This window comes from Paraburkholderia sp. USG1, assembly GCF_031570135.1.
Taxonomy (GTDB): domain Bacteria; phylum Pseudomonadota; class Gammaproteobacteria; order Burkholderiales; family Burkholderiaceae; genus Paraburkholderia; species Paraburkholderia dioscoreae.
Genome location: NZ_JAMWXW010000010.1, coordinates 213,375 through 239,021 on the forward strand (window position 1 = coordinate 213,375; position 25,647 = coordinate 239,021).

Consider the following 25,647-nt stretch of genomic DNA (forward strand, 5'->3'; position numbering starts at 1 on the left):
CGTTTGCGCATCCTGGCCCGCCCCACCGGACGCCTCGACAAAGACACGCCCCGGCTTCACCGTATCAAGGACGCCACGCTATATCGGATACCGAAGCAATTGCGCATTTCACCGTGCGTCAGGCCCGCAGCGGCCGCACTCGCGCGATGATTTCGCCGACAATGCCGCGCCTGAACGCCAGCACGCACGCAATGAAAATGACGCCGGTCACGATGGTCACCGATTCCCCCAGCGAGCGGAACCACTCCACGCCCGTCGACGACGCGAGCGCCGCGCCGAAATCGCCGAGCCGGTCCTCCAGTGCGACGATCAACGCCGCGCCGAGCAACGGTCCGAACAGCGTGCCCATGCCACCGACGAGCGTCATCAGGATCACCAGACCCGACATGGTCCAGTACGCGTCGCTCAACGTTTCGAACCCTTGCACCAGCACCTTGAGCGAACCCGCGAGACCGGCGATCCCCGCCGACAGGATAAAGGCAAGCAGCTTGAAGCGATCCGTATCGTAGCCGAGCGACACCGCGCGCGGTTCGTTCTCCTTGATTGCCACCAGCACCTGTCCGAACGGCGAATGCACGATCCGCACGATCAGCAGGAACGCCAGCACCATCACGGCTAGCACGACGAAGTACAGCGCCGTATCGGACGAGAGATCCAGCACGCCAAACAGTTTGCCGCGGGGCACGCCTTGCAGACCGTCCTCACCATGCGTGAACGGCGCCTGCAGGAACACGAAGTAGACCATCTGCGCGAGCGCCAGCGTGACCATCGCGAAGTAGATGCCCTGGCGGCGAATCGCGAAGATGCCCACAATCAGCCCGAGCAAGGTGGCCGCCGCCGTGCCGGCCAGCACGCCGAGCTCCGGCGAGAAGCCGAGCGTCTGCATCGCGTAGCCCGTGACATAGCCGGCCGAGGCGAGAAACATGGCGTGGCCGAACGACAGCAATCCGGTATAGCCGATCAGCAGATTGAACGCCGCCGCGAACAGCGCAAAACACATCACCTTCATCACGAAGAGCGGATAGATGCCGAGCACGGGCACCGCGAGAAGCACGATCAGCAGCAGACCGTAGAGCACTTTTCTCTGCATCATTTTTCCTTGCCGAAGAGACCCGCCGGGCGCACCAGCAACACGAGCGCCATGATCACGAAGACGACGGTCGCCGACGCTTCCGGGTAAAACACGCGCGTCAGTCCCTCGATCACGCCGAGCATCAAGCCGGTAAGAATCGAGCCCATGATCGACCCCATGCCGCCGATCACGACCACCGCAAACACCGTGATGATCATCGGCTGCCCCATCAGCGGCGAGACCTGGATCACCGGCGCGGCGAGCACGCCCGCAAATGCCGCCAGCGCGACGCCGAAGCCGTAGGTGAGCGTGATCATCAGCGGCACGTTGATGCCGAACGCTTCGACGAGCTTCGGGTTTTCGGTGCCGGCGCGCAGATACGCGCCGAGACGCGTCTTCTCGATCACGAACCACGTCGCGAAGCACACCGCCAGCGAAGCCACCACGACCCACGCGCGATAGTTCGGCAGGAACATGAAGCCGAGATTGGTGGCGCCGGAAAGCGCCGACGGCACGTCGTACGGCTGGCCGGAGGAACCGTAGATGGAACGGAACACGCCCTCCACCACCAGCGTGAGCCCGAAGGTCAGCAAAAGCCCATATAGATGGTCGAGCTTGTAGAGCCAGCGCAGCATCGAGCGTTCGATCGCCATGCCGAACAGCCCGACGATCAGCGGCGCCAGCACGAGCATCACCCAGTACGGCAGGCCGAAATACGAAAAGCCCATCCACGCGAGCATGGCGCCCAGCATGAACAACGCGCCATGCGCGAAATTGATCACGTTGAGCAAGCCGAAGATCACCGCCAACCCGAGACTCAGAATTGCGTAGAACGAGCCGTTCACGAGCCCCAGCAACAGCTGGCTCAGCATCGCCGGTAGCGGAACGCCAAAGATTTCCATTGAAGCCCTAACCCATCACCAAGGTGAGATCGGTCACGCACGATCCGGCCGGCGCGCGATCAGCGGCAGCGACGCCAATCGCGCGCGGCATGTGAAACGGTTTGCCAGCGGTCTGTGTACCAACGCGGCACTATGTATCGCCCGCCAGTAGCAGGACAGCCGGCTGTCTGGTTACCAACCGGCGCTTATTTCCACAAGGCGCAGCGGGTTTCAGCCTTGGTCGTGAACGCCTGCTCGCCAGGGATCGTCGCGGTGATCTTGTAGTAGTCCCACGGCTCCTTGGATTCGGCCGGCGTCTTCACCTGCATCAGATACATGTCGTGGATCATGCTGCCGTCCTGACGGATGTAGCCCTTCGCGTAGAAGTCGTCGATCTTCGTCTTCTTCAGTTGCGCCATCACCTTGTCGGAGTCGGTCGAACCCACCGCCTTCACCGCATTCAGATAAGTGATGGTCGCCGAGTAGTCGGCCGCCTGCAGGCTCGACGGCATCTTCTTTGTCTTGTCGAAGTAGCGCTCCGCCCACTTGCGAGTCGTGGCGTCCTTGTTCCAGTACCAGCTGTCCGTCAGCACGAGACCCTGGGTGGTTTCGAGGCCCAGGCTATGGATATCGTCGATAAACACCAGCAGCGCGGCGAGCTTCATCGTCTTGGTGATGCCGAATTCCTTGGCCGCCTTGATCGAGTTGATCGTGTCGCCGCCCGCATTCGCGAGGCCGAGAATCTGCGCCTTCGACGCCTGCGCCTGCAGCAGGAACGACGAGAAGTCGGACGCCGACAGCGGATGGCGCACCGCGCCGAGTACCTGGCCGCCGTTCGCCTTCACCACGTCCGACGTGTTCTTCTCGAGCGCCTTGCCGAACGCATAGTCGGCCGTGAGGAAGTACCAGGTCTTGCCGCCCTGCTTCGTCACCGCCGAACCCGTGCCCTTGGCCAGCGCCGTGGTGTCATACGCGTAGTGGATCGTGTACGGCGTGCATTGCTCGTTGGTGAGCGTGTCGGCGCCCGCGCCGATGCTGATATACACCTTCTTCTTTTCGCCGGCCACGGTGTTCATCGACAAACCCGTTGCCGAGTTCGTGCCGCCGATCAGCATATCCACCCCGTCGCGATCGAACCACTCGCGTGCGCGCGAGGCCGCGATGTCTGCCTTGTTCTGGTGATCGGCGTAGACCACGGTGATCGGCTTGCCGTTCACCTTGCCGCCGAAGTCCGCCACTGCCATGCGGATCGCTTCGAGGCCGCCCTGGCCGTCGATATCCGCATACAGACCCGACATGTCGGTGATGAAGCCGATCTTCACCGAGTCGTCAGCCGCTTGCGCGCTGCCCATCGTCAAGGCGGCGCCGGCGGCGACCGCGAAACAAAGTGTGGCAAGCCGCGCGAGTGGGTTCTTTTTCATTCCTGTCTCCTGGTTTCTTCGCTTGTGGTTATCAGAGGCATTCAGGCGTTTTTTTATACGCCCAAAAGATCGTGCAGGATCGGCATCTTGGTTTCGAGCTCGCTCGCCCCGAAGTGCTCGACAATCGCGCCGTGCTCCATCACGTAGAAGCGATCGGCAAGCGGCGCGGCAAAGCGAAAATTCTGCTCGACCATCACCACGGTATAGCCGCGCGCCTTGAGCGTCATGATCATGCGTGCCAGTGCCTGAACGATGACAGGCGCGAGCCCTTCCGAGATTTCGTCGAGCAGCAGCAGGCTCGCACCGGTGCGCAGAATGCGCGCCACCGCGAGCATCTGCTGTTCGCCGCCCGAGAGCCGCGTACCCTGGCTCATGCGGCGTTCATGCAGATTCGGAAACATCGAATAAATCTCTTCGAGCGACATCATGTGCGCCTTGTCCCCGACGGGCGGCGGCAACAGCAGGTTTTCCTCGCATGAGAGACTCGAAAAAATGCCGCGCTCTTCCGGACAGTAACCAATGCCGCAATGCGCGATGCGATGCGTGGGCAGATCGATGGTTTCACGTCCGCCAATGCGGATCGAGCCGGTGCGCCGTCCGGTCAGGCCCATGATGGCGCGCAGCGTAGTGGTCCGCCCCGCGCCGTTGCGGCCCAGCAGCGTGACGACTTCGCCGCGGTTCACCGTCAGATCGACGCCATGCAGAATGTGGGACTCTCCGTACCACGCCTGCAATCCCTTGATGTCCAGCGCGGGAGCGGCGCCGTCCGTGCCGCTCACTTCGAGGCTTTCACGCTCGGCAATCGTATTCATGCGTGGGCTCCGGCGAGCGCCGCGTCCGCGCTGCCCATATAGGCTTGCATCACGAGCGGATTCTTCGACACCTCGGCGTAACTGCCTTCGGCGAGCACTTCGCCCCGTTGCAGCACGGTAATCGTGTCGGAGATGCCGGCGATCACATTCATGTTGTGCTCGACCATCAGGATCGTGCGGCCGCTCGATACTTTTTTGATCAGCGCCGTCACGCGATCGACGTCTTCATGGCCCATGCCTTGCGTCGGCTCGTCGAGCAGCATGAGTTCCGGCTCCATCGCGAGCGTAGTGGCGATTTCCAGCGCGCGCTTGCGGCCGTAGGAAAGCTCGACCGTCAATACATCGGCGAAATCGGTCAAACCGACCTGCGTGAGCAGATCCATTGCACGATCATCGAGTTGGCGCAGCGTGCGCTCGCTCTTCCAGAAATGGAATGCCGTGCCCAGTTGCCGCTGCAGGCCGATGCGCACATTTTGCAATGCCGTCAGATGCGGAAAGACAGCGGAAATCTGGAACGAGCGGATGATGCCGCGCCGTGCGATCTGCGCGGGCCGCTCGCCCGTGATGTCGATACCGTTGAAAACGATCTGACCCGCAGTGGGTTCGAGAAATTTGGTGAGCAGATTGAAGCAGGTGGTCTTGCCTGCCCCATTAGGGCCGATCAGCGCATGGATCGAGCCACGGCGCACGCGCAGGTTCACACCGTTCACGGCGATAAAGCCTTTGAACTCACGGGTGAGGCCGCGCGTTTCGAGAATCGTATCGCCGAGAATCATGTTCCCTTCCATACGGAGTAAGGCGAAGCATTACGATCTTCCGCGCGAACCGCCGCGCGACTTTTTTTGACGGCGGCACCCCGTGCACGCTCGTTGGCGTGCTGCACCAATGCGGACGGTAATCCTTGGGGCGGCACGCAGCATGGCTGCCATTGTCGCGCCAATGATGCAGCGCATTCATTGGGATTTGCACTTAGTGGATGATGCCCGTCCCGAACATGGCCGTGCGCACGAGATGCCCGCCGTGCAGGGCGGGCGTCTATCTCATGCGCGTCGCATGTCAATTGTCACACTGCGAATACGGAAGGCGCTGGGTTGGTTTGCGCCACGGAACCGCCGGCCACGCGCGCACGGCGATCCTCGCGGATCATGTCGCTGGCGCGCTCCGCGATCATCAGCGTGGGCGAATTGGTGTTGCCCGAGGTGATGGTCGGCATGACAGATGCATCGACCACGCGCAGTCCGTCAACACCGATAACCCGTAGCCGGTTGTCGACCACCGCGCCTGGATCGTCGGTCGTACCCATGCGGCAGGTGCCGACCGGATGGAAGATGGTCGTGCCGACCGCGCCGGCAGCCTGCTGCAACTCTTCTTCGGTCTGGTACTGGATGCCCGGCAAGATCTCTTGCGGACGATAGCGTGCAAGCGCCGGCGCCGCGGCAATGCGACGCGTGAGACGCAGTGCGTTGGCGGCAACGTGCCGATCGTAATCGGTGGAGAGATAGTTCGGTGCGATCAACGGCGGCGCTGAAGCATCGGCCGATTCGATGTGAATGCTGCCGCGCGAAGTGGGCCGCAACTGGCACACCGACGCGGTGAACGCATTGAACCGATGCAGTGGTTCGCCGAAACGATCGAGCGAAAGCGGCTGGACGTGATATTCGAGGTCGGGCCGCGTGAGCGAGCGATCATTCGGATCGGACCTGGCAAACGCGCCGAGTTGCGACGGCGACATCGACATGGGGCCGCTTCGGAACAGCGCGTACTGCAGGCCGATCATCAGCTTGCCCCACCAATGCGCGGACGCGGTGTTGAGCGTGCGTACGCCGTCGACTTTGTAGGCCATGCGCAATTGCAAATGGTCCTGCAGGTTTTCTCCGACGCCACGCAGATCGTTGACGACCTCGATGCCCAGGTTCTGCAGACGCGCGCCATTGCCGATGCCGGACAGTTCGAGCAATTGCGGCGAGTTGACAGCTCCTGAGCTCAGGATCACTTCACAGCGAGCTTTGGCCAGATAGTCCGTATTGTCGCCGCGATATTCGACGCCCGTGCAACGGCGTCCTTCGAATACCACGCGCTGCGTGTGCGCGCCGGTGATGACCGTGAGATTCGGCCGCTTGAGTGCGGGACGCAAAAATGCCTTCGATGCATTCCAGCGAATGCCGCGTTTCTGATTGACGTCGAAGTAGCCGACGCCGGTATTGTCGCCGCGGTTGAAGTCGTCGGTGGCGGGAATACCGGCCTCTTGCGCGGCGCGCGAAAACTCTTCGAGAATTTTCCATTTCAACCGCTGTTTCTCGACGCGCCACGGCCCGCCCGCGCCATGCGATTCGCTCGCGCCGGCGTAATGATCTTCGCTACGCCTGAAGACCGGCAGCACCGAGTTCCAGGACCAGGATGAGTCGTTGGTGACGCGCGCCCATTCATCGTAGTCTTCGCGCTGACCACGCATGTAGATCATGCCGTTGATGGACGAACTACCGCCTAATACGCGTCCGCGTGGATACGAAAGCGCGCGGCCATTGAGCCCGGGTTCGGACTGTGTTTTGTAAAGCCAGTCCGTACGCGGATTGCCGATGCAATAGAGGTAGCCGACCGGCACGTGAATCCAGTGGTAATCGTCCTTGCCGCCTGCCTCGAGCAGCAACACCTGCACGTCCGGATCTTCGGTCAGGCGATTGGCCAGCACACAGCCCGCCGTCCCCGCGCCCACGATGATGTAGTCGAACTCGCCTTCGAGCCGCCGGGCAGTCTCGGGCGTCGTGTCGGTATAGCTCATTGTTCAGTCTCCTAAGCTTTTTTTGGCGATCGGTTGCATGGTCGCCATGCAACCGCGCCGTTAGGCTCTGATTGTTTTTTGCCTTCTTTCCGCGGGTTCGTCGTCTGTTCCGCTACTACGTCACGCTACTTGGCCACCGGCATGGTGAACTCGGCACCCTTGGCGATGCTGTCCGGCCAGCGCTGCATGATGCTCTTGTAGCGGGTGTAGAACCGCACGCCCTCTTCACCATACGCATGATGGTCGCCGAAGAGGGACTTTTTCCAGCCGCCAAACGAATGCCACGCCATCGGCACGGGAATCGGTACGTTAATGCCTACCATGCCGATCTGGATCTGTCGCGAGAATGCGCGAGCGATGCCGCCATCGGACGTGAACAGCGACACGCCGTTGGCAAACTCATTCGCGTTGATGAGTTCCACCGCCGAAGCAAAATCCGGCACACGCACCACACAGAGCACAGGTCCGAAAATCTCCTCGCGATAAATCTTCATGTCGGTCGAGACATTGTCGAACAACGTGCCGCCGAGAAAGAAACCCTTCTCGTGGCCGCTGACCTGATGGCCTCGTCCATCGACAACCAGCTTCGCGCCCGCCGCAACGCCGGAATCGATATAGCCCACCACTTTCTCGCGATGCACCGCCGTGACCAACGGTCCCATCTCGGCATCCGACTCCATGCCGTTGAGAATCTTCAGGCTCTTCACGCGCGGTGTGAGCCGCTCGACCAGGTCATCGGCGATATGTCCGACGGCGACGGCCACCGAAATCGCCATGCAGCGCTCGCCCGCCGAGCCGTAGGCCGCGCCGATCAACGCGTCGACCGCCTGATCGAGATCCGCGTCGGGCATCACCACCAGATGATTCTTCGCTCCGCCCAAAGCCTGCACACGCTTGCCGTGCTTCGTGCCTTCCGTGTAGATGTATTCGGCGATGGGCGTCGAACCGACAAACGACAATGCGCTGACGTCCGGATGCACGAGCAGCGCATCGACCGCGACCTTGTCGCCGTGCACGACGTTGAAGACGCCATCCGGTAAACCGGCCTCCTTCAACAATTCGGCAAGCCGGCTCGAACAGGACGGATCACGCTCCGACGGTTTCAGCACGAATGTGTTGCCGCACGCAATCGCGACGGGGAACATCCAGCACGGCACCATCATCGGAAAATTGAAGGGCGTAATGCCGGCCACCACACCGAGCGGCTGACGCAGATTCCAGTTGTCGATGCCGCCGCCGATCTGATCGGTGAAGTCGGTCTTCAACAGATTCGGAATGCCGCATGCGAATTCGACGATTTCGATGCCGCGCATCACTTCGCCCTTCGCGTCCGAAAACACCTTGCCGTGCTCACGCGTGATCAGTTCCGCGAGTTCGTCGTGGTGACGGTCGAGCAGTTCCTTGAACCTGAACAGGACACGCGCCCGCTTGATCGGCGCGGTTTCGCTCCATGCGGCAAACGCGTCTTTGGCCGCGGCGACGGCTGCATCCACTTCCGCGACGCTCGCGAGCGGCACGCGTGCGCTCACGCTGCCTTGCGCAGGATTGAAGACGTCGCCGAAGCGCCCGCTCGTGCCTTCGACGGTCTTGCCGTTGATGAAATGTGTCAGCGCACTTGCGCTCTTCGTGCTGCGCACGGCTTCGTCCTGATATGTCTCGCTCATGTTGTCCTCTTTCCTGAGAAGTCTTCCGCCCCTGCGCCCACGGCTCGATCAAGGCGTGCTGAAGGTGAAGCGTACGGCGCTTCCGGTCGACAAATCCAATGAGTAATGCTCAACTGCATCATAAGGCGCGCTAATATCAGGGCATGGATCTGACTCTGCTCCGGGCGTTCGTCACCGTGGCACGCGAGGGCAACCTCACGCGTGCCGCAGTGCAGCTTCACCTGACCCAACCCGCCGTCAGCCTGCAAATCAAGCATTTGCAGGAGACGCTCGGCGTGACGCTGTTCACGCGGACTTCGCACGGGCTCTCGCTCACGCGCGACGGCCAGGCGCTGCTGCCGCACGCCGAGCGCGCGCTCGGCGCGGCGAGCGACGTGCAGCGGGCCGCGCAATCGCTGCGCCACGAAGTGCGCGGACGATTGCGGATCGGCACGATCCTCGACCCGGCGTTTCTGCGCCTCGGCGGTTTTCTGAAGCAACTGGTGGAAACCTGGCCGCGCATCGAAACGGCCTTGCGTCATGGCATGTCGGGCTGGGTGCTGGATCAGGTTCGCGCGGGTGAACTGGATGTCGGCTACTACATCGGCCTGCCGTCCGAAGACGAACCGCGCGAGGGCCCCGCGTTTCATGCCGTCACGCTCACTCAGTTCCAGTATCGCGTGCTGGCGCCGGCCGGCTGGAAAGACCGCGTCAAAGGCGCGCGCGACTGGCGTTCGCTCGCCGCCCTGCCGTGGATCTGGACACCGCCCGCGTCGGCGCATAACCGCTTGTTGTCGCGCTGCTTCGACGAGGCCGGGGTCAAGCCCATCAAGGTGGCGGAAGTGGATCAGGAGCCGTCGATGCTCGACCTGGTGAAGTCCGGCGTGGGTCTCACGCTCGCACGCGACGCCACTGCGATCGCCGAAGCGCATGCGCACGCGCTGACCATCGTGGAAGGCGTGACGGTGCCGACCCAGCTCAGCTTCGTCACGCTCGCGCAGCGCAAGGAGGAACCGGCGATTGCGGCGGCGCTGAAGCTGATCGAGCAGCAATGGGCGACTTGAACGGTACGCGAACGGCTGCCGGGTGAAGCGCGACATGCCGTCTGGGCGCTAAAGACCGCCAGGCGAGCGATATGAGCCGTTCTCATGATGGCCGCAAACCGCTGCGGTCCTCCTCGCTGTCTCCTTGCGCAGCGCCTTCGCTGGCTCCCGTCTATGAGCACGATCGCCCACCGCGTCCATCTACCCCGCATCTGAAACCACACCGTCACGCAGTTTTTGTTAGATTGAGGGTTCGCGCTCATGCGCCGGCCCCGCATCGTTTTCCATTCCGCTTGACTTTGTCCTTCCCGGCAGCTTCGCCCCGGCAACACCGGAAGTCGCCGACCACTCCATCCTTCGACAGGAGCCTGACATGGCACGCAACATTGAAATCAAAGCCCGCGCCCAGCATTTCGAGCAACTCCGCGAACGCGCGGCGCAGCTCGCGCCGGACGCTCCGCTGATCTTCCGCCAACAGGACTTTTTCTACGACGTGCCGCGTGGCCGCCTGAAGCTGCGCCAGTTCGACGACGGCACGCCGGCTGAACTGATCTTCTACCAGCGCGACGACCGCGACGGCCCGAAGGCCTCCTATTACACGCGCAGCCCGGTGACCAACCCGGAAGCCATGCACGCGCTGCTTGCCACCGCGCTGACCACGCGCGGCATCGTCACCAAGGAACGGCATGTGTATCTGACCGGGCGCACGCGAATCCATCTGGACCGGGTGGACGGTTTGGGCGACTTCGTCGAACTCGAAGTCGTGCTTGCCCAGGACGACGACGAAGAAGGCGGCCACGCCGAAGCACATGCCATGTTCGCCACGCTCGGCGTACCGGAATCGGATCTGGTGGCGGTGGCCTACGTCGATCTGCTGAGCCCGGACAGCGAGCCGAAGCAAGCGGCGTAGAACCAGGGCGCGATGCGCCGCGGGGCGGACTCCGCGCGAGCGGCGCCGCCCTCATGCCGCCACATCAAGCGGCGGCTGTACCCGGCGACAGATGACCGAGCGGCAATGGTCCGTTGCGCTTGAAGGTAGTGAGCACGATATTCGAGCGCACGCTATCGACGCCCGGCACACGCATCAGCTTCTTCATCACGAACGTCGACAGATAATTCAGATCGGGCGCGACGATGCGCAACAGATAGTCGGCGTCGCCCACCACGGCATGACATTCGAGCACTTCAGGCAGCACGTCGATCTGTTGCTGGAATTGCTCGATGATCGAGTCGCCGTGGTGCTTCAATTTCAGACTGGTGAACGCGGTCACGCCGAGCCCGAGCTTTTCCGGCCGCAACACGACGCGATAGCCGTCCACCACGCCCATCTGTTCCAGACGCTGCAAGCGCCGTCCAATCTGCGACGGTGACAGCGGCACCTGCTCGGCCAGTTGCTGATGGGTTGCCCGGCCGAAGCGCTGAAGCACCTCCAGTAGCGCAAGATCGAAGTGATCCAGTTCTAACATGTCGAATATCCGCATTGAATAGCCATTTGATGCACGATTATTGCATAACTGAGCGACGGAACGCTGTCTTTGCGCCCTTTCCGCATACGCACCGCTCTACACTTGCATCACCGATTCACCTGCCGTCGCCGTCGAGCGCTGCATCATGTCCATCGCCAATACCGCCAAACTGAAAGAGCAATTCGACGCCGGACTCGAAACCCGCGCCGATTTCACCATCGACCAACCGACCGAACGCTACGGCGCGGTCGACCACGCGGTATGGCAACAGCTTTACGCGCGCCAGACGGCGCTGCTCAAAGGGCGCGTCTGTGACGAGTTTCTCGCGGGTGTCGAATGCATCGGCATGCCGGCCGACCGCGTACCCACTTTCGACGAAATCAATGCGAAGCTCACGCCCGCCACCGGCTGGCAGATAGTCGCCGTGCCCGGCCTCGTGCCGGACCAGGTGTTCTTCGAGCATCTGGCGAATCGCCGTTTTCCCGTGACCTGGTGGATGCGCCGGCCGGATCAACTCGATTATTTGCAGGAGCCGGATTGTTTTCACGATCTGTTCGGCCACGTGCCGCTGCTGATCAACCCGGTTTTCGCCGACTACATGCACGCGTATGGCCGCGCCGCGCTCGCCGCCAACGACGCCGGCGCGCTGCCGCTGCTCGCGCGGCTCTACTGGTACACGGTGGAGTTCGGCCTGATCCGCGACACGGCAAGTCCGAACGGCGTGAGGATCTATGGCGCGGGAATCGTGTCGAGCAAGGGGGAAACGCTCTACAGCCAGCAAAGCGCCGCGCCGAACCGCCTTGGCTTCGACCTCGAACGCGTGATGCGCACCCGCTACCGCATCGACACGTTCCAGAAGACCTACTTCGTGATCGACGACTTCGCGCAACTGTTCAACGTGGCGCAAACCGATTTCGCGCCGCTGCTGGCAAGGCTGGCAGCCGAACCGGCGTTCGCGGCCGGCGACGTCCTCGAACACGATCGCGTCATGACACGCGGGTCGCGCGAAGGCTGGCTGGCAAACGGCGATATCTGACAGGCGACGCCGGGCAGGTCGGCAGCGGGCGGGCTGCATCCGTGAAAAAATAGCGGATGCGCACGCCCACTGGCGTGCCCGTCCAGATCCAACGAGGTAGCACCATGATTCATAAACTGACTTCAGAAGAACGCGCCACCCAGATCGCCGCGCTGCACGGCTGGCAAGCCGCGACGGGCCGCGACGCAATCCAGCGCCAGTTCAAATTCGCCGACTTCAACGAGGCCTTCGGCTTCATGACGCGCGTCGCAATCAAGGCGCAGGAAATGGATCACCATCCGGAATGGTTCAACGTGTACGACAAGGTGGAAATCACGCTTTCCACGCATGAGGCCAACGGCGTGACCGAGCGGGACATCAGACTGGCCGCGTTTATTGACAGTATTACGGCGTAATACAGACGGCCAGATGCATTTCAGGCGTGTTTATGGCCGAACATCGAATAATCGGGCTGCCGTGAAAGGGCATTGCAGGTAATCCCCTGTGCAAACCTTCAGTTCTACAGGCTATTCTTAAGGTGCACGTAAGAATCCCACGCGAGCTTCGCAACCGCATCCAAACGATCCGGTGATAGCGTGTGCTGACGCTGTACAATCATCAGCGCATACGGCTTGGAGAGCGCGCTTGCCTCCTTGCACAGAACGAGTTCGTCGCCGCTCGAAGGTGAGCGGGCGCGCCAGAAGTTGATTGCGGCTTCCAGTTCGTGAATGCTTATCTCGGACATGACTTCGTGATCGCTCTCAAGAAAACGCCGGGCCTTCTCAAAGTTTTCTTGCCCTTTCGGGGGATTGGCGCGATGCGACAGGTCTGGGGGCGCTGAGTAGGCGCTTCGAGGCCGCTCGATGCCTGCTTCGTGGCCGCTTCGTGTCAGTTCGGTACGGCCGCGCCGCACGCTGCCTGTGCAGCAGGCGCCCCGGCGAACCGCTTGCCCAAACGCCTAACCCATTGTACTTGAGCGAAATCCATGCGACTCCTTCTGATCGAAGATGACCGCCCCATCGCACGCGGCATCCAAAGCAGTCTCGAACAAGCCGGCTTCACCGTCGACATGGTCCATGACGGCATTTTCGCCGAACAGGCCCTGACGCAAAATCGCCACGAACTGGTGATCCTCGATCTGGGCCTGCCCGGCATCGACGGCATGACGCTGCTCTCGCGCTTTCGTCAGAGCAATCGTCACACGCCGGTGATCATCCTCACCGCGCGCGACGAGCTGAACGACCGCGTGCAAGGTCTGAATTCCGGCGCCGACGACTACATGCTGAAGCCGTTCGAACCCACCGAACTCGAAGCGCGCATTCGCGCGGTGATGCGCCGCAGCGGTCCGCACGGCGACATGCCGCGTCCGGAAGTGTCGCTGGGCGGTGTGCGCCTGTCGGGCGTCGATCGCCGCATTTTCAACGACGACAAGCCGCTCGAGCTCTCGCCGCGTGAATTCGCGGTGCTCGAAATGCTGCTGCTGCGTCATGGCCGCGTGGTCAGCAAGGCGCAACTGCAAGACCATCTGACGCATTTCGGCGGCGATCTCGGCGACACCGCGATCGAAGTCTACGTGCACCGGGTCCGTAAAAAGCTGGAAAGCTGCCGTGTCGAGATCGTCACGGTGCGTGGCTTCGGTTACCTGTTGCAGGAAATCCGCCAGGCCGCATAATCGTCATGAAGGCTGCGAGTCCCATCGCGGCTTGACGGCGCCGGGCCGGCGCCGCGCACTCGTTGCGCAAGTCGCCGGCATCCGGCGAAACTTTGCGGTGCTTGCGCCGTTGCCCTTCGGTGCTTGCGCCGTGGCCCTTTTCCCGCGCGTTCGATCATGCCCCAGCCGGCCGCCAATAGTCTGCGCCGCACGCTGCTGCGGCGCCTCGCCGCTCCCCTTTCGCTGCTCGCGCTGATGAGCGGCCTGATCGCTTACTGGCTAGCGTGGCAGTACACGCAGCACGTGGTCGACCGTTCGCTCGCCGATCTCGCCACCGCGATCTCCAAACAGATCCAGATTGCCGGTCCGAACGCCAAAGTCACCGTGCCGCCGCTCGCGCAAGCCATGTTCTCGGATCCTGTGGAGCACCTCGTCTACCGGATCAGCAACGGCGAAACCGAAATTGCCGGCGACCACAATCTTCCGCTGCAAGGCACGAGCGTGCGGCGCATGCATTACGCGTACGTATTCGAAACGCAGCATCAAGGCGTGACGGTGCGCGTGGCGCAGGTGCGGGTCGATCAGCCGACCGGAAATCCGATCGTCGTCGAGGTGGGCCAGCCGGTACACCACCGGTTTCGTATCGCCGCCGAGTTTCTGGTCGCGATCATGATGCCGCTGCTGTTGCTGCTGCTGGCGGGCTGGGTGATCGTGTGGCGCGTGGTCAATCAGCAGCTCAATCCGCTGACCGATCTCGCGGACTCGCTGAACCGGCAAACCCACACGTCGCTCGAACCGGTCGATGAAACCTACGTACCGGTCGAAATCCGGCCGCTGACCGGCGCGCTGAACGCATTGCTCGGCCGTCTGAAAACGGCGCTCGACGGCCAGCGCAAATTTATCGCCGACGCCGCGCACCAGCTGCGCACGCCGCTCACCGCTGTCAAGCTGCATGCGGAACAGGCGGCCGTTGCACGCGACCCGCAGCAAACGCTGGCCGCGGTGCGTGAGCTACGCGCCGCAGCCGACCGAGCCGTGCGGCTGTCGAATCAACTGCTTTCGCTCGCGCGCGCCGAGCCGGGAGAACAGGCGGCTCGCTTCGTCAACGTCGACATGGCCGCGCTTGCGTTCGATACCGGTGCGGAATGGGTGCCGCGTGCATTGACGTTCCACGTCGACCTCGGTTTCCAGCGTCTGGATGATCCGAGCAACGGCCATCCTTTGATGGCGCGCGGCAATCCCGTGCTGCTGCACGAAGTGATCGCCAATCTGCTGGATAACGCGCTGAAGTATGTGCCGCCGTCGCGCTTCGATGGCGGCCGCATTACGGTGACGGTGTCGCAAACGGTGATCGACGAAATCCGCATGGCGGAGATCGTCGTTGAAGATAACGGGCCGGGCGTACCGCACAATCAGCAGGCCGATCTCTTCAAACGGTTTTTCCGCGGCGACGGCCAGAGCGATGCGGGCGTGGATAGCGGCGCCGGTCTCGGCCTCGCGATCGTTCACGACATCATGGTGCTGCATCACGGCAGCGTGCACTACGAAGACGCACCGGAAGGCGGCGCACGTTTCATCGTGCGGATTCCGCTCGTGCCGATCAGTGTGCTGACCGCGGTAGAACCCGAACCACGGCGGCCGGTAAAAAAATCGGCGCACTCGGCGCCGATGGATATCTGACGGTGCAGATAATCGACGGGCTGCCTCGCGCGTTCACCAACGCGATCGACGCAGGCAGCCCGCATCTCATTTCTTCTTCGCTTTCTTCACCGTCGTCCCGGCCTTTTTCGCCGACTTCCCGGACTTGCCCGCGCTCTTCTCTTTCTCCGGCGGCGCCAGCATCGTGCCGCGGCACTTGCGCGCGCCGCAACGGCATTCATATTCCTTCTTGAGCTTCTTGGTCTGACGCGCGTCGATCACGAGGCCGTAGTCGTAAAAGACTTCCTCACCCTCGGCGATATCGCGCAACGCGTGCACGTACACGTGACCGTCGATCTCTTCGGCTTCACAGTTCGGCGCGCAGGAATGGTTGATCCAGCGCGCGCTATTGCCGTTCACTTTGCCGTCGATCACCTTGCCGCTGTCGAGCGCGAAATAGAACGTGTGATTCGGTTCCGCCGGATTGTGCGGATGACGGCGCAACGCTTCTTTCCAAGAGATCCGCTCGCCCTTGTATTCGATCAGCCGCTCGCCGGCCGCAATCGGTTCGAGGGCAAACACGCCTTTGCCGTGCACACCCGAACGGCGCACGGCGATCCTGCGTGAACTCATTGAATGAATCCTTGTGAAGAACTTTGGGGTGAAGATCGGCAGCCGCCAGAAATGCCCGCGTCTGACGCGCCGCTTTTTCTGACGCGCATAGCAAACGCGGCGCCTTGCGAGCGCCGCGTCGACCTGCGACGCTCATGCGCCACAACCGGCATCGTACACGCTCAAGACGGCTTCGTTCAACCGTCAAAAAGACGCGCACCCAGCATGGGCTGCCAATTTCACCGTTGTCCGAACGAAATGTCGCCGAACAGTGCCTTTTGCTCGCGCGGCTGCGAGCGCCAGTACTGCGGCGGTGCTTCGACCGTCGCGCCAAGTTGCGCCGCGGCATGCCACGGCCAACGCGGGTTGTATAGCAACGCGCGGGCCAACGCGATCAGATCGGCGTCGCCGGCTTCGATCAGTTGCTCGGCGTGCAACGGGTCCGTGATCAGGCCCACGCCGATGGTAGTGAGGCCTGTGGCCTGTTTGACCGCCTTCGCGAACGGGATCTGATAACCCGGTTCAAGCGGAATCTTCTGCAATGGCGAGACGCCGCCCGACGACACGTCGATCCAGTCGCAGCCGCGCTTTTTCAACTCCTGCGCGAACGCGATCGTATCTGCGAGCGTCCAGCCGCCTTCGACCCAGTCGGTTGCCGACACACGTACGCCGACGGGTTTGTCGGCGGGAAATGCGGCACGCACGATATCGAAGATTTCAAGCGGAAAGCGCATGCGGTTTTCGAGCGAGCCGCCGTATTCGTCGTCGCGTTGATTGGCGATCGGCGAGAGGAACTGATGCAGCAGATAGCCGTGTGCCGCGTGCACTTCCAGTCCGTCGATGCCGAGCCGTGCGGCACGCCGCGCCGACGCCGCGAATGCTTCGCGGATCCGGTTCAACGCAGGTAGGTCCAGCGCCAAGGGCGGCTCTTCGCCCGCTTTATGCGGCAACGCGGACGGTGCGTGCGGCAGCCACCCGCCTTGCGATACCGGAATCAGTTGGCCGCCTTCCCAAGGCACGTGGCTCGACGCCTTGCGCCCGGCGTGCGACAACTGCATCGTGACCTTGATGTGCGAATGCTTGCGGATAGCGGCGAGCACAGGCTTGAGCGCGGCTTCGGTGACGTCGTCCCACAGGCCGAGATCGCCGGGGGTGATACGTCCGTCCGGCTCGACTGCGGTTGCCTCGATGCACAGCATACCGGCACCGGATAACGCCATGCTACCGAGATGGATCATGTGCCACGCCGTTGCCTCACCGCGATCCGCGGAATACTGGCACATGGGCGACACGACGATACGATTGGGAAGTGTCACGCTACGCAGCGTGAGCGGAGAAAAAAGCGCGCTCATGGATCAGGCCCAGTAAAAACCCAAGAGCGATCGAGCATAGCACCGCAAATAATTTACTGCTGGCACGCGCCTTCAGGCTTTCGCCTCGACCTGATCGAGCCATTCGCCGAACATCCGGCGCGCGGCGGCTTCGAGCGCGGGACCGAATTGCGCGGTCTCGGACCGCAATTGGCGCGCGTCGATACCGTGGCCCGCAAGCTCACCGGCGTTGCCGATCAGCCAGGGTTCGAAGCGGTCGGTGCGGATCTCCGGATGACACTGCAGCCCCAGCACATGGCCGCCCCAGGCGAACGCCTGGTTTTCGCATGCCGGCGTCGACGCAAGACGCGTGGCGTTGTCAGGCAGATCGAAGGTATCGCCGTGCCAGTGCAGCATGGAGGTCTGCGAGCCGTCCAGATGGCGCACCGGCGAAGCGCGGCCGGCGTCGGTCAGCGTGAGGGGTGTCCAACCGAGTTCAGTGCGACCAGCGGGATAGACGCGGGCACCGAGCGCGCGCGCAATCAACTGGGCGCCAAGACAGATGCCGAGTGTCGGCAAACCGGCCGCGATGCGCTTCTCGATCATGGAGAGCAACGGCACGAGCGTCGGGTAAAGCGCGTCGTCGGTTGCGTTGATCGGGCCGCCCAATACCACCATCAACGATGCGGCGACGGGGTTCGGCGCCTCGATGCGGGCAAAGCCGACATCGAGATAACGGACCGGGCGCCCGCGCTCGCCGAGCACCAGCTCAAGACTGCCCAGATCCTCGAAGTGCACGTGGCGAATGGCCAGAACTTCGTGATTCATCGGCCTGTCCCACCTTCACGTTGACTAAAGACTTGCCGCCATGCGGCGCCGACCGGCTCACTGGCGGCATGTGCCGCCCGCCGGAGCCGGCCTGGCAGTGTAGCGGATTGTCCCGGAAGAAACCGCCTTATTGGGCGAAGATCTTCCAGGTCTTCTTCTGGGTGGCAACGTCGGCAGTCTCATACACCGAGCAATCCAGGCGCAGGTCCGTATCCGACATCTTCAGATCGAGCAACGCGCAATGATGCGGGGTCTTCTTCGGGTTCTTGCTCGGCTCGAAGTGCGTGCAGCTCAGACACATGCGGTGCGGCGGAATCGTGCCTTGCGCTTCCAGCTGATGAACGGTCTTGAGCAGCGTGCGATAGAACACGGACTGTTCCTCGTCACGCAACGTGCCGACCGCTTTGGCCAGAAAGTCCGGCCACTGCGCAGCGCGCTTTGCAGCCGTGCGGCCGCGTGCCGTCAGGCGGACCGCGAGGGCGCGGCCGTCATCGAGGGCACGGCGCTTTTCGACCAGACCTTTGGTCTCGAGCGTGCTGACTGCGTCACTGGTCGTCGCGGCGGTAAGGGCCGTTTCACGGGCAATTTCGCCGAGACGCATCGGGCCTTTGCGCTGCATCAACAAAACCAGAATTTCGCCTTGAGTCGGTGTCAGGCCAGCGCCTTCCGCCCATTCCCAAGCCTGGCTTCGCATTGCCGTGCTCAATCGCAATAGGCTGTGGGTCACCCGCCCGGTCGCCTGTTCTCCGTATACGCCTTCGCTCATAATCTTCGATTGGTTTATTTACAGCTTTCGTACGATGCCGGCGAACCGTTCGCCGACCGCGCCCGTAGCCTGTGTGGGGTAGCCTCGCCCAACCGCGGACAAGACGGTTTTCAACTATCTCAAAAATTTACCGCCTTGCAAGGCAAAGCAGCGAAAACGACATTCTATGCGAGAGCGGCGAATCGTACAGCTAACTTATCCAAAGCAAGCTGTGGATAACCCGGGGAAAACGCAGGGACAGCCTGTGTGCCGATTCTTGATAAGCGGCGAAGCCGGCTTGGCCGGCCCGAAGTTGTCCTCGTATACCGGCCTCGACGCACCCTCGATCAGCCTGGTTATGGTTTACGCAGCGCATTGACTTTGCAGGGAATTATTCAGTTGTCCACAGGCCGGGGCAATGCTTGTTAACTACTACTACGTCTGTATACGTCAACTTTATAAAAACCTTGGACATGCCGAGCTGGAAATTAATTTATTGAAAAAAACCCGCTCGAGGCGGGCTTTCTTACGATTTGCCGTGAGCAACCCTGTTTCCGGCTAGGCGCGCCACTCCAGACATTGTTGCCTGACGGCTTCATGCAAGGACTTTTCCCGTTCGACGACGCCGCGCAGCCACGTCGCGTCATTGACCTGACTGCGCGCAATCGCGCCGATTTCGGCCAGCGCATTGCCCGAACCCAACGCTTCGGCGTGCGGAGCGATCCGGTCCAGCGTTTCGAGAATGTCTTCGGAAATCGTCTTGCGTTCGCCCGTCTGCGGATTGATGCAGGTGCCGGCAAGACCAAACCGGCATGCTTCAAAACGATTGAAGGTGTAGACGAGGTAGTCGTCTTCCTTCGGCGTGATCGGTTTGTCGAGCAGCAGATGCCGGGCAAGCGTCTGGATGTAGCAGGCAATCGCCGCCGCACGATCCACCGACAACGGCGTGTCCATGACGCGCACTTCGATCGTGCCGAAACCGGGCTTCGGCCGGATGTCCCAGTAAAAATCCTTCATGCTGTTGACCACGCCGGTGTGGACCATCTTCGAGAAATATTCCTCGAAACTGTCCCACGTCAACACGAACGGCGCGCGGCCCGACAGCGGAAACGCGAACACGGAATTCAGTCGTGCCGAATGAAAACCGGTATCGACACCCTGCACGAACGGCGACGATGCCGACAACGCGATGAAGTGCGGAATGAAGCGCGACATGGAATGCAGCAGATAGAGCGCGCTGTTCGGATCCGGGCAGCCGATATGCACGTGCTGGCCGAACACCGTAAATTGCTTGGCGAGATAGCCGTACAACTCGGAGAGATACTGAAAGCGCGGCGTATCGACGATCTGCCGCTCGCTCCATTGCTGGAACGCATGCGTGCCGCCGCCGCACAGTCCGACGTTCAGGTGATCCGCCGCTGAAACCAGCGTATCGCGAATCTTGCGCAAATCGGCAACGGCCTGCTCATGCGTCGTGCAGATGCCGGTCGACAGCTCGATCATGCTTTCGGTGATTTCCGGCGTGATGTTGCCGGGGATCTTTTCGTCCTTGATGAGGCGCAGCAGATCCGAGCCGGCTTTGGTCAGATCATAGTCGTGCGTGTTGACGATCTGCATCTCGAGTTCGACACCGAATGTGAACGGTTTCGAATCGATGAAGGGTTCGAGTGACATGGCGTCCCCTGGGTCAGTTCGGCCGGGCGTGGGTCCGTGTGCAGGTCACATGCCCGGCCGTTTTTGAATCGAATATAGGTTGGATAAAGCGTCTCAAGTATCGAGCCTCGGGTCTCGGGCTCCGCGTTTCAGTCAGCGCACTGCGCTGACCGGCTCGCGCTTACTCTTCGCGCCGTTCGGCCACCATCGCGAGACTGCGATAGACGAGCCACGGCCCGAGAATCTGCAGCACGAAAATCGAGCACATCACGATAGCCCGCAGTTGCGGATCGAAGTTCGGATACAGGTTGTAGGTATCGTCGACCAGCAGATACGCGAGCGCCGACATGGGCGACAGCGACAAACCGAGCGCCATGCCCTGCTTCCAGTTCAAACCGCTTGGCTTGGCAAACGCCAGCACGCCGACCAGTTTCGCAATGAGGCGCGCAACAATCAGACCCAGCGCCGCGACACCGCCTAGCGCGATGTCTTTCCATTCGAACGAAGTCAACGTCAGCACGAACAGAATCACCGTCAACAACCAGCCGGCCGTGCCGAAATGCTGGGGCCACAATTGCGGACGCGCTTCATGATTCTTCACGATGATGCCGGCAGCGAGCAGCGCGAGAATCGTCGACAGCTTGAACAGATGCGCGACAGCGATAGCCAGCAGCACCAGCCCGAACAGCGCGACAAACGAATGCTCGTCCTGCATGTTCAGACGTCGATAAAAGAACGTGCAGGTGCGCGCGAGCAGGTATGCAAGCACGAGCGAGCCGACCAGCAGATAAAGCGGCTGCAAAATGGTCGCGAATACGTTGCCATAGACCTCCTGATGCAGCCAGCTCGACACGAGCTTTTCAATCACCACCGCATACATGCTGTTCAGTGCCGTCAAGGTCAGCAGACGCTGCGTGACCTGGCCTTCCGCGCGCAATTCGGTTTTGAGCTGAATCACCATGGCCGGCGAAGTCGCCATCGCGATCGCGGCGAGCACGGTAGCCACCATCAGCGGCACGTTCAGGAACAGCAAAACCGGCAAAACCAGCGCGAATGTCAGCGTGGCTTCGGCCACGCTCGACAGAATCAGCCAGGGATTGCGACGGATCCAGCGCAAATCGAGCCGGCTGCCGAGTTCGAACAGCAGCAAACCGAGCGCGACGTCGAGCAACGGACGCGCGGCGCTCGCGGAATCCGCATCGATTACGCCCGAGCCGGCCGCGCCGGCGACGAGGCCAATGACCGCATACCCGGAAATGCGCGGCAAACGCCACGCGCGATAGCAAAGCTCACCGCATAGACCTGCCGCGAGCAATGCGAGACCAGCCCAAAAAATGGCGTCGGGTGAAAGCGGCCAGGCTGGAAAAAATGAAAACGCCGAATTCATCGTAATGGGTTCTCCTTTGCAGCAACGGCGGACGACACGAACCGGCGCAAACACCGGCGAGCGGGTGGACGCATGAAGCGCTCACTGTCGCGATCGCTTCGCATGGCCAGCGTTGCGAGTTTTCAACGATCGGATGATCTGAATGCGCCGCAGCCGCAGGGAGCCTGACGCATTCGGGTGTGGCCGTAGCAACCGGCACGGTGAAAAAGAACGCCGTCGACTTTGAATCAGATTCTGATTGAGCCGCACCGTTCCGTTTGCTGCGTGTGCCGCTGTAGAGGCAAGGCACGACGCGGAAAAGAACGGCGATTGTGCCATAGCTTTTTCAGCCTCGACCGAAAAGACACGAACGTGCTGACAAAACGGTAAAAACGTACGTTATCTCGGCGACATGAGGAAAAAGCGACCGTTTTAGGCCTGAAATCGACCGCGTGCGCGGCTAGTTTGAAGATGGCAGATGTGTTTTTCGGGACATAGCGGGGGAAGCGTCTGCCCAGATAGCGGGGTGCGAGCTATGCCGATGAGCGCCGTTTCAGCCACGGCCTTTCTGTTTACAGGTTTACCGTATGTATACGTAGTAACAGTTAACAAAGCGCCTCGGTTTCTGTGGATAACTCCTGTTTACCGAAACGAATCATTGGTTTGCCGGCCGCATAACCGGATGCACAGCATGTGCGGGAGCGGCGGGTATACAAGAGCAACTTTTTGTGATTTCCGGCCGCAGCGGAGTTACCCCGTTTACGTCCACAACGGTTCCACATGAGTTGCGCGGGTAAACGGCGCGGTTATCCACAAGTGTCGGTGGATAACCGGGTCGGGCAAAGGTGCCCGGCGGGCCGCCGTTAACGCAGTTAACTCACCGTCCCCTGACGCAGTGCGCGCAACAGGAAGCGCGCGGGATCGATGTCTTCAGCCAGATCCCGTTCGAGCGGCCACGGTTCGCCTTCCAGTTGCGAGGCGATCAGTTCCGCGCCGAGCGCTGCCCACACCAGCCCACGCGAACCGTAGGCAAACGCGCCGTACAGGCCGTCTGTGCGCGGCAGATCGAGCGGCCATGCGCCCCGCAGACGCTGGGTGTCGCGTGCTGCTAGGGTTTCGTCGGCGAGCTGGCCGATCATCGGCATGCGGTCGCTGGTGACGCAACGGAACGCGACGCGCCCAGCCAACGCCGCCGACTCGGAGCGATCGACGATGCCTGCAAACGCCGGCAACATCTGCGCGACGCGCGCCAGGTTTTCCAGATGGCCATCCGCGCGAAGCGACGTGTCGGAGTCGTCGAGTTCATAGGTGGCGCCGGTCAGCGTGACGCCGTTGGCAAGCGGTACGGCGTAGCCTTCGCCAATCACCGGCAACTCGAGCGGCGGACGCACCATGCCGGCCGGCAGTAACGTGAGCTGGCCGCGAATGCTGCGAGTCGGCGCGTGCTGCAAACCGGCGATGCGCGCGGCATCGTGAGCACTCGCTACGATCACCACCGGCGCACGCGCGACAACCTGACCCGCCGTGTCGACGATGATCCACTGACCGCCCGCCCGCTCGACCCGCGCGACGTCCACTCCGAAGCGGCGTTCGAGCAACGAACCCGCCGCGGCGCACTGCGCGGCGCAGAGCGATGCAGGATCGATCCAGCCGCCGTACGGAAAGAACCAGCCGCCGTGCGCGAGCGGCATGCCGGCCAGCCGTTGAGCTTCGTCTGCCGGGACGGACGTCACGTACTCCGATGGATAGCCTGCCGCGGCGATCGCTTCGCTGATCGACAAGGCTTCCTCGTCATCCGCGGCGATCTGCAACAGACCCTTGCTGCCGCGAGATGGTCCGTGGCCGAGCCGTTCGAGCGCAGCCCAATGCCTGAGCGAATAGAGGAAGCCGGCCCGCGTGACGCGTGAGGCGACGCTGTCGTCACGGGAAATCATGGGGTGGAACACGCCTGCCGGATTGCCGGACGCTTCCTGAGCAACGGCTGCATGCCGTTCGAGCGACGTGACGCGCCAGCCGCGCGCGGCCAGCCGCTCGATCACCGCGCAGCCGGCGAGGCCCGTGCCGATCACCACGGCATGCCGTTCGTCGACCACGAGCGCCGCGGGCGGCTCATGACGCCGCACGCGCCAGCGCGGCGCGAAGTGGCCGACCAGCATCGCGCGTTTCCAGCCGAAACCGTCCACCTTGCGGTATTCAAAACCGCACTGGGTCAACGCGCGTTTGATGTCGCCGGCGCTGCTGTAGGTGGCGAATGTGGCACCCTCGCCGGCCAGCCGCGCGAGCGCCTTGAAGATCGCAGGAGTCCAGAGTTCGGGATTCCTGGCCGGCGCGAAACCGTCGAGGTAGAACGCATCGGCGCGCAGCCTCAAGGCCGGCACGCTGTCCTGTGCGTCGGCAAAAACGAGCGTGAGTACGACGCGCCCCTCCTCGAATTCAAGCCGATGCGTGCCGGGGACGAGCATCGGCCAGACATCCGCGAGCGCTTGCGCCAGGTCCGCGATCTCCGGATCGGAAATCGTCGCCGCATACACTTTGCGTAAATCGTCGACGGTAAACGGATGTTTCTCAGTCGAGACGAAATGGAGTCGCTCGCAGCGTGAGGAATCTGCGCGCCACGCGGCCCAGGTCACCAGAAAGTTGATGCCCATGCCGAAGCCGGTTTCGAGCACGGTGAAAATGCGACGGCCTTGCCACCGCTCGGGTAGTGCATTGCCTCGCAGGAAAACGTAGTGAGCCTGTTCGAGACCACCCACGGCGCTGTGATAGATGTCGTCGTAGAGCGGCGAAAAAGGCGTGCCGTTGTCGCGAAAAGCGAGGACGGCGGGGATCAGCGGATCAGTCATGCGCGAGGGAAAATGACGCTCGGAAAAATGCCCTCCGGAACCTGTCGCTGCGCGCCAGACCCCCACAAGGGCGTGAGAAAACTTGGGGCGGCCCGGCGTTTTCTCATACGCGCGTGAACGTTGCCGCCCACGCCTGGCTCGCCGGACGGCGGAAAATGACCCGCCGAACGTTGGCAAAAACCAACGCCAAGCCCCGTCCGTACTGGGTTTGAGCCCTCGGTTAGAGGTCGCCGGGAGCAAAAACGGCGGTTTCGTTGCAATATCCGCTGCGCAACCGCGTAATTCTTCGAAACCCTTATCCTGATTGGGTTTGCGCTGCGCTATCATAGCAAGCGCCGCGAAGGGAGCGGCAGCACGGCCGACGGGCGGTTATCTGTCCGGCGCTATTGGTCCGGAGGGGATCCGGAGCCGGAGCTGCTCGACGGCGCGGCCCGCGCACGTATAATCGGCGCGTTCGCGCTGTTCGTGTCAACCTAAACTCAGAAAGGAACCTTAATGAACAAACAGGAACTGATCGACGCCGTCGCTGGACAGACGGGCGCCAGCAAGGCTCAAACCGGTGAAACGCTGGACACGTTGCTTGAAGTGATCAAGAAGTCTGTGTCGAAGGGTGATGCGGTCCAGTTGATCGGCTTCGGCAGCTTCGGTTCGGGCAAGCGGGCAGCACGTACGGGTCGTAACCCCAAGACCGGCGAAACTATCAAGATCCCGGCCGCCAAGACCGTCAAGTTCACGGCTGGTAAGGCGTTCAAAGACGCAGTCAACAAGCGCTAAGCAGACTACTGCCAGGCAGTTGACACCCGCCAACGGCGGGTTTTTTTTCGCCTGCGCGTTTCGCGCTGGGCAGGGGGCACGGGATAGCGGCGAGC

The 25,647-nt window shown here is 62.1% G+C and carries 23 protein-coding genes; 7 read left to right on the forward strand and 16 right to left on the reverse strand.

Translation table 11 applies throughout. The annotated features are described in order from the left end of the window. Positions 1 to 118: 118 nt before the first annotated feature. The 7 genes from NE850_RS15955 to NE850_RS15985 all read right to left on the reverse strand — a co-directional run bounded on the left by NE850_RS15955 (position 119) and on the right by NE850_RS15985 (position 8,629). Positions 119 to 1,090, reverse strand: a complete 972-nt coding sequence (locus NE850_RS15955; RefSeq protein WP_007180045.1) for a branched-chain amino acid ABC transporter permease — start codon at positions 1,088 to 1,090, stop codon at positions 119 to 121. Further along, a complete protein-coding gene (locus tag NE850_RS15960) occupies positions 1,090 to 1,974 on the reverse strand; it encodes a branched-chain amino acid ABC transporter permease (protein ID WP_007180046.1) in 885 nt (294 codons plus the stop codon). The genes NE850_RS15955 and NE850_RS15960 overlap by 1 nt, the downstream gene beginning before the upstream one ends. 185 nt (positions 1,975 to 2,159) lie before the next feature. Further along, entirely contained in the window at positions 2,160 to 3,374 is a 1,215-nt protein-coding gene (locus tag NE850_RS15965; protein ID WP_007180047.1) for an ABC transporter substrate-binding protein, read from the reverse strand. Between the two features lie 53 nt (positions 3,375 to 3,427). After that, positions 3,428 to 4,186 (reverse strand): ABC transporter ATP-binding protein, encoded by a 759-nt coding sequence (locus tag NE850_RS15970; protein WP_007180048.1) that lies wholly within the window; start codon positions 4,184 to 4,186, stop codon positions 3,428 to 3,430. Continuing rightward, positions 4,183 to 4,962 (reverse strand): ABC transporter ATP-binding protein, encoded by a 780-nt coding sequence (locus NE850_RS15975; RefSeq protein WP_007180049.1) that lies wholly within the window; start codon positions 4,960 to 4,962, stop codon positions 4,183 to 4,185. Before NE850_RS15975 ends, NE850_RS15970 begins: the two co-directional genes overlap by 4 nt. A gap of 287 nt (positions 4,963 to 5,249) precedes the next feature. Further along, positions 5,250 to 6,965 carry a GMC family oxidoreductase gene (locus NE850_RS15980; RefSeq protein WP_007180050.1) on the reverse strand — a complete coding sequence of 572 codons (1,716 nt, stop codon included), beginning with the start codon at positions 6,963 to 6,965 and terminating at the stop codon, positions 5,250 to 5,252. Positions 6,966 to 7,090: 125 nt separating this feature from the next. After that, on the reverse strand, positions 7,091 to 8,629 hold the full coding sequence (locus NE850_RS15985) for a CoA-acylating methylmalonate-semialdehyde dehydrogenase (protein WP_007180051.1): 1,539 nt from the start codon (positions 8,627 to 8,629) through the stop codon (positions 7,091 to 7,093). Positions 8,630 to 8,772: 143 nt separating this feature from the next. On the opposite strand from NE850_RS15985, the gene NE850_RS15990 reads away from it, so the two are divergent. After that, complete coding sequence (locus NE850_RS15990) at positions 8,773 to 9,672, forward strand: LysR family transcriptional regulator (protein WP_007180052.1); 900 nt, start codon at positions 8,773 to 8,775, stop codon at positions 9,670 to 9,672. 352 nt (positions 9,673 to 10,024) lie between these two features. Beyond that, on the forward strand, positions 10,025 to 10,561 hold the full coding sequence (locus NE850_RS15995; protein WP_165187262.1) for a class IV adenylate cyclase: 537 nt from the start codon (positions 10,025 to 10,027) through the stop codon (positions 10,559 to 10,561). A 64-nt stretch (positions 10,562 to 10,625) separates the two neighbouring features. Here the strand turns inward: NE850_RS15995 and NE850_RS16000 are convergent, their stop codons facing one another. Next, complete coding sequence (locus NE850_RS16000; RefSeq protein WP_007180054.1) at positions 10,626 to 11,117, reverse strand: Lrp/AsnC family transcriptional regulator; 492 nt, start codon at positions 11,115 to 11,117, stop codon at positions 10,626 to 10,628. 145 nt (positions 11,118 to 11,262) lie between these two features. Here NE850_RS16000 and phhA point away from each other — a divergent pair, with 145 nt between their 5' ends. Then, positions 11,263 to 12,153, forward strand: coding sequence for a phenylalanine 4-monooxygenase (gene phhA, locus NE850_RS16005; protein WP_007180055.1), 891 nt, complete (start codon positions 11,263 to 11,265; stop codon positions 12,151 to 12,153). Positions 12,154 to 12,209: 56 nt separating this feature from the next. After that, positions 12,210 to 12,548: a 4a-hydroxytetrahydrobiopterin dehydratase gene (locus NE850_RS16010; RefSeq protein WP_084747794.1), complete on the forward strand. Its 339-nt coding sequence runs from the start codon at positions 12,210 to 12,212 to the stop codon at positions 12,546 to 12,548. A gap of 104 nt (positions 12,549 to 12,652) precedes the next feature. Here NE850_RS16010 and NE850_RS16015 read toward each other — a convergent pair whose 3' ends face one another. Next, the gene (locus NE850_RS16015; RefSeq protein WP_007180057.1) at positions 12,653 to 12,877 is read right to left on the reverse strand and encodes a DUF3717 domain-containing protein; all 225 of its coding nucleotides are present in this window, start codon (positions 12,875 to 12,877) and stop codon (positions 12,653 to 12,655) included. A 240-nt stretch (positions 12,878 to 13,117) separates the two neighbouring features. Here NE850_RS16015 and NE850_RS16020 point away from each other — a divergent pair, with 240 nt between their 5' ends. Both NE850_RS16020 and NE850_RS16025 read left to right on the forward strand, forming a co-directional pair. Then, positions 13,118 to 13,804: a response regulator transcription factor gene (locus NE850_RS16020; protein WP_007180058.1), complete on the forward strand. Its 687-nt coding sequence runs from the start codon at positions 13,118 to 13,120 to the stop codon at positions 13,802 to 13,804. Between the two features lie 156 nt (positions 13,805 to 13,960). After that, the gene (locus NE850_RS16025) at positions 13,961 to 15,463 is read left to right on the forward strand and encodes a sensor histidine kinase (RefSeq protein WP_007180059.1); all 1,503 of its coding nucleotides are present in this window, start codon (positions 13,961 to 13,963) and stop codon (positions 15,461 to 15,463) included. Positions 15,464 to 15,529: 66 nt separating this feature from the next. Here NE850_RS16025 and NE850_RS16030 read toward each other — a convergent pair whose 3' ends face one another. The 7 genes from NE850_RS16030 to mnmC form a co-directional block, all read right to left on the reverse strand. Further along, positions 15,530 to 16,054 (reverse strand): SET domain-containing protein, encoded by a 525-nt coding sequence (locus NE850_RS16030; RefSeq protein WP_007180060.1) that lies wholly within the window; start codon positions 16,052 to 16,054, stop codon positions 15,530 to 15,532. 218 nt (positions 16,055 to 16,272) lie between these two features. Beyond that, positions 16,273 to 17,385 carry an NADH:flavin oxidoreductase/NADH oxidase gene (locus tag NE850_RS16035; RefSeq protein WP_007180061.1) on the reverse strand — a complete coding sequence of 371 codons (1,113 nt, stop codon included), beginning with the start codon at positions 17,383 to 17,385 and terminating at the stop codon, positions 16,273 to 16,275. A 72-nt stretch (positions 17,386 to 17,457) separates the two neighbouring features. Next, a complete protein-coding gene (locus tag NE850_RS16040) occupies positions 17,458 to 18,171 on the reverse strand; it encodes a glutamine amidotransferase (protein WP_007180062.1) in 714 nt (237 codons plus the stop codon). A gap of 127 nt (positions 18,172 to 18,298) precedes the next feature. Beyond that, the gene (locus NE850_RS16045) at positions 18,299 to 18,937 is read right to left on the reverse strand and encodes a MarR family winged helix-turn-helix transcriptional regulator (RefSeq protein WP_007180063.1); all 639 of its coding nucleotides are present in this window, start codon (positions 18,935 to 18,937) and stop codon (positions 18,299 to 18,301) included. Positions 18,938 to 19,474: 537 nt separating this feature from the next. Further along, entirely contained in the window at positions 19,475 to 20,590 is a 1,116-nt protein-coding gene (locus tag NE850_RS16050; RefSeq protein WP_007180064.1) for a YbdK family carboxylate-amine ligase, read from the reverse strand. Positions 20,591 to 20,750: 160 nt separating this feature from the next. Next, positions 20,751 to 21,956 (reverse strand): cation:proton antiporter, encoded by a 1,206-nt coding sequence (locus NE850_RS16055; RefSeq protein ID WP_165187264.1) that lies wholly within the window; start codon positions 21,954 to 21,956, stop codon positions 20,751 to 20,753. A gap of 851 nt (positions 21,957 to 22,807) precedes the next feature. Next, on the reverse strand, positions 22,808 to 24,778 hold the full coding sequence (mnmC, locus tag NE850_RS16060) for a bifunctional tRNA (5-methylaminomethyl-2-thiouridine)(34)-methyltransferase MnmD/FAD-dependent 5-carboxymethylaminomethyl-2-thiouridine(34) oxidoreductase MnmC (RefSeq protein WP_310698913.1): 1,971 nt from the start codon (positions 24,776 to 24,778) through the stop codon (positions 22,808 to 22,810). Positions 24,779 to 25,273: 495 nt separating this feature from the next. Here mnmC and NE850_RS16065 point away from each other — a divergent pair, with 495 nt between their 5' ends. Then, positions 25,274 to 25,552, forward strand: a complete 279-nt coding sequence (locus tag NE850_RS16065) for an HU family DNA-binding protein (protein WP_006050811.1) — start codon at positions 25,274 to 25,276, stop codon at positions 25,550 to 25,552. Positions 25,553 to 25,647 lie beyond the last annotated feature (95 nt).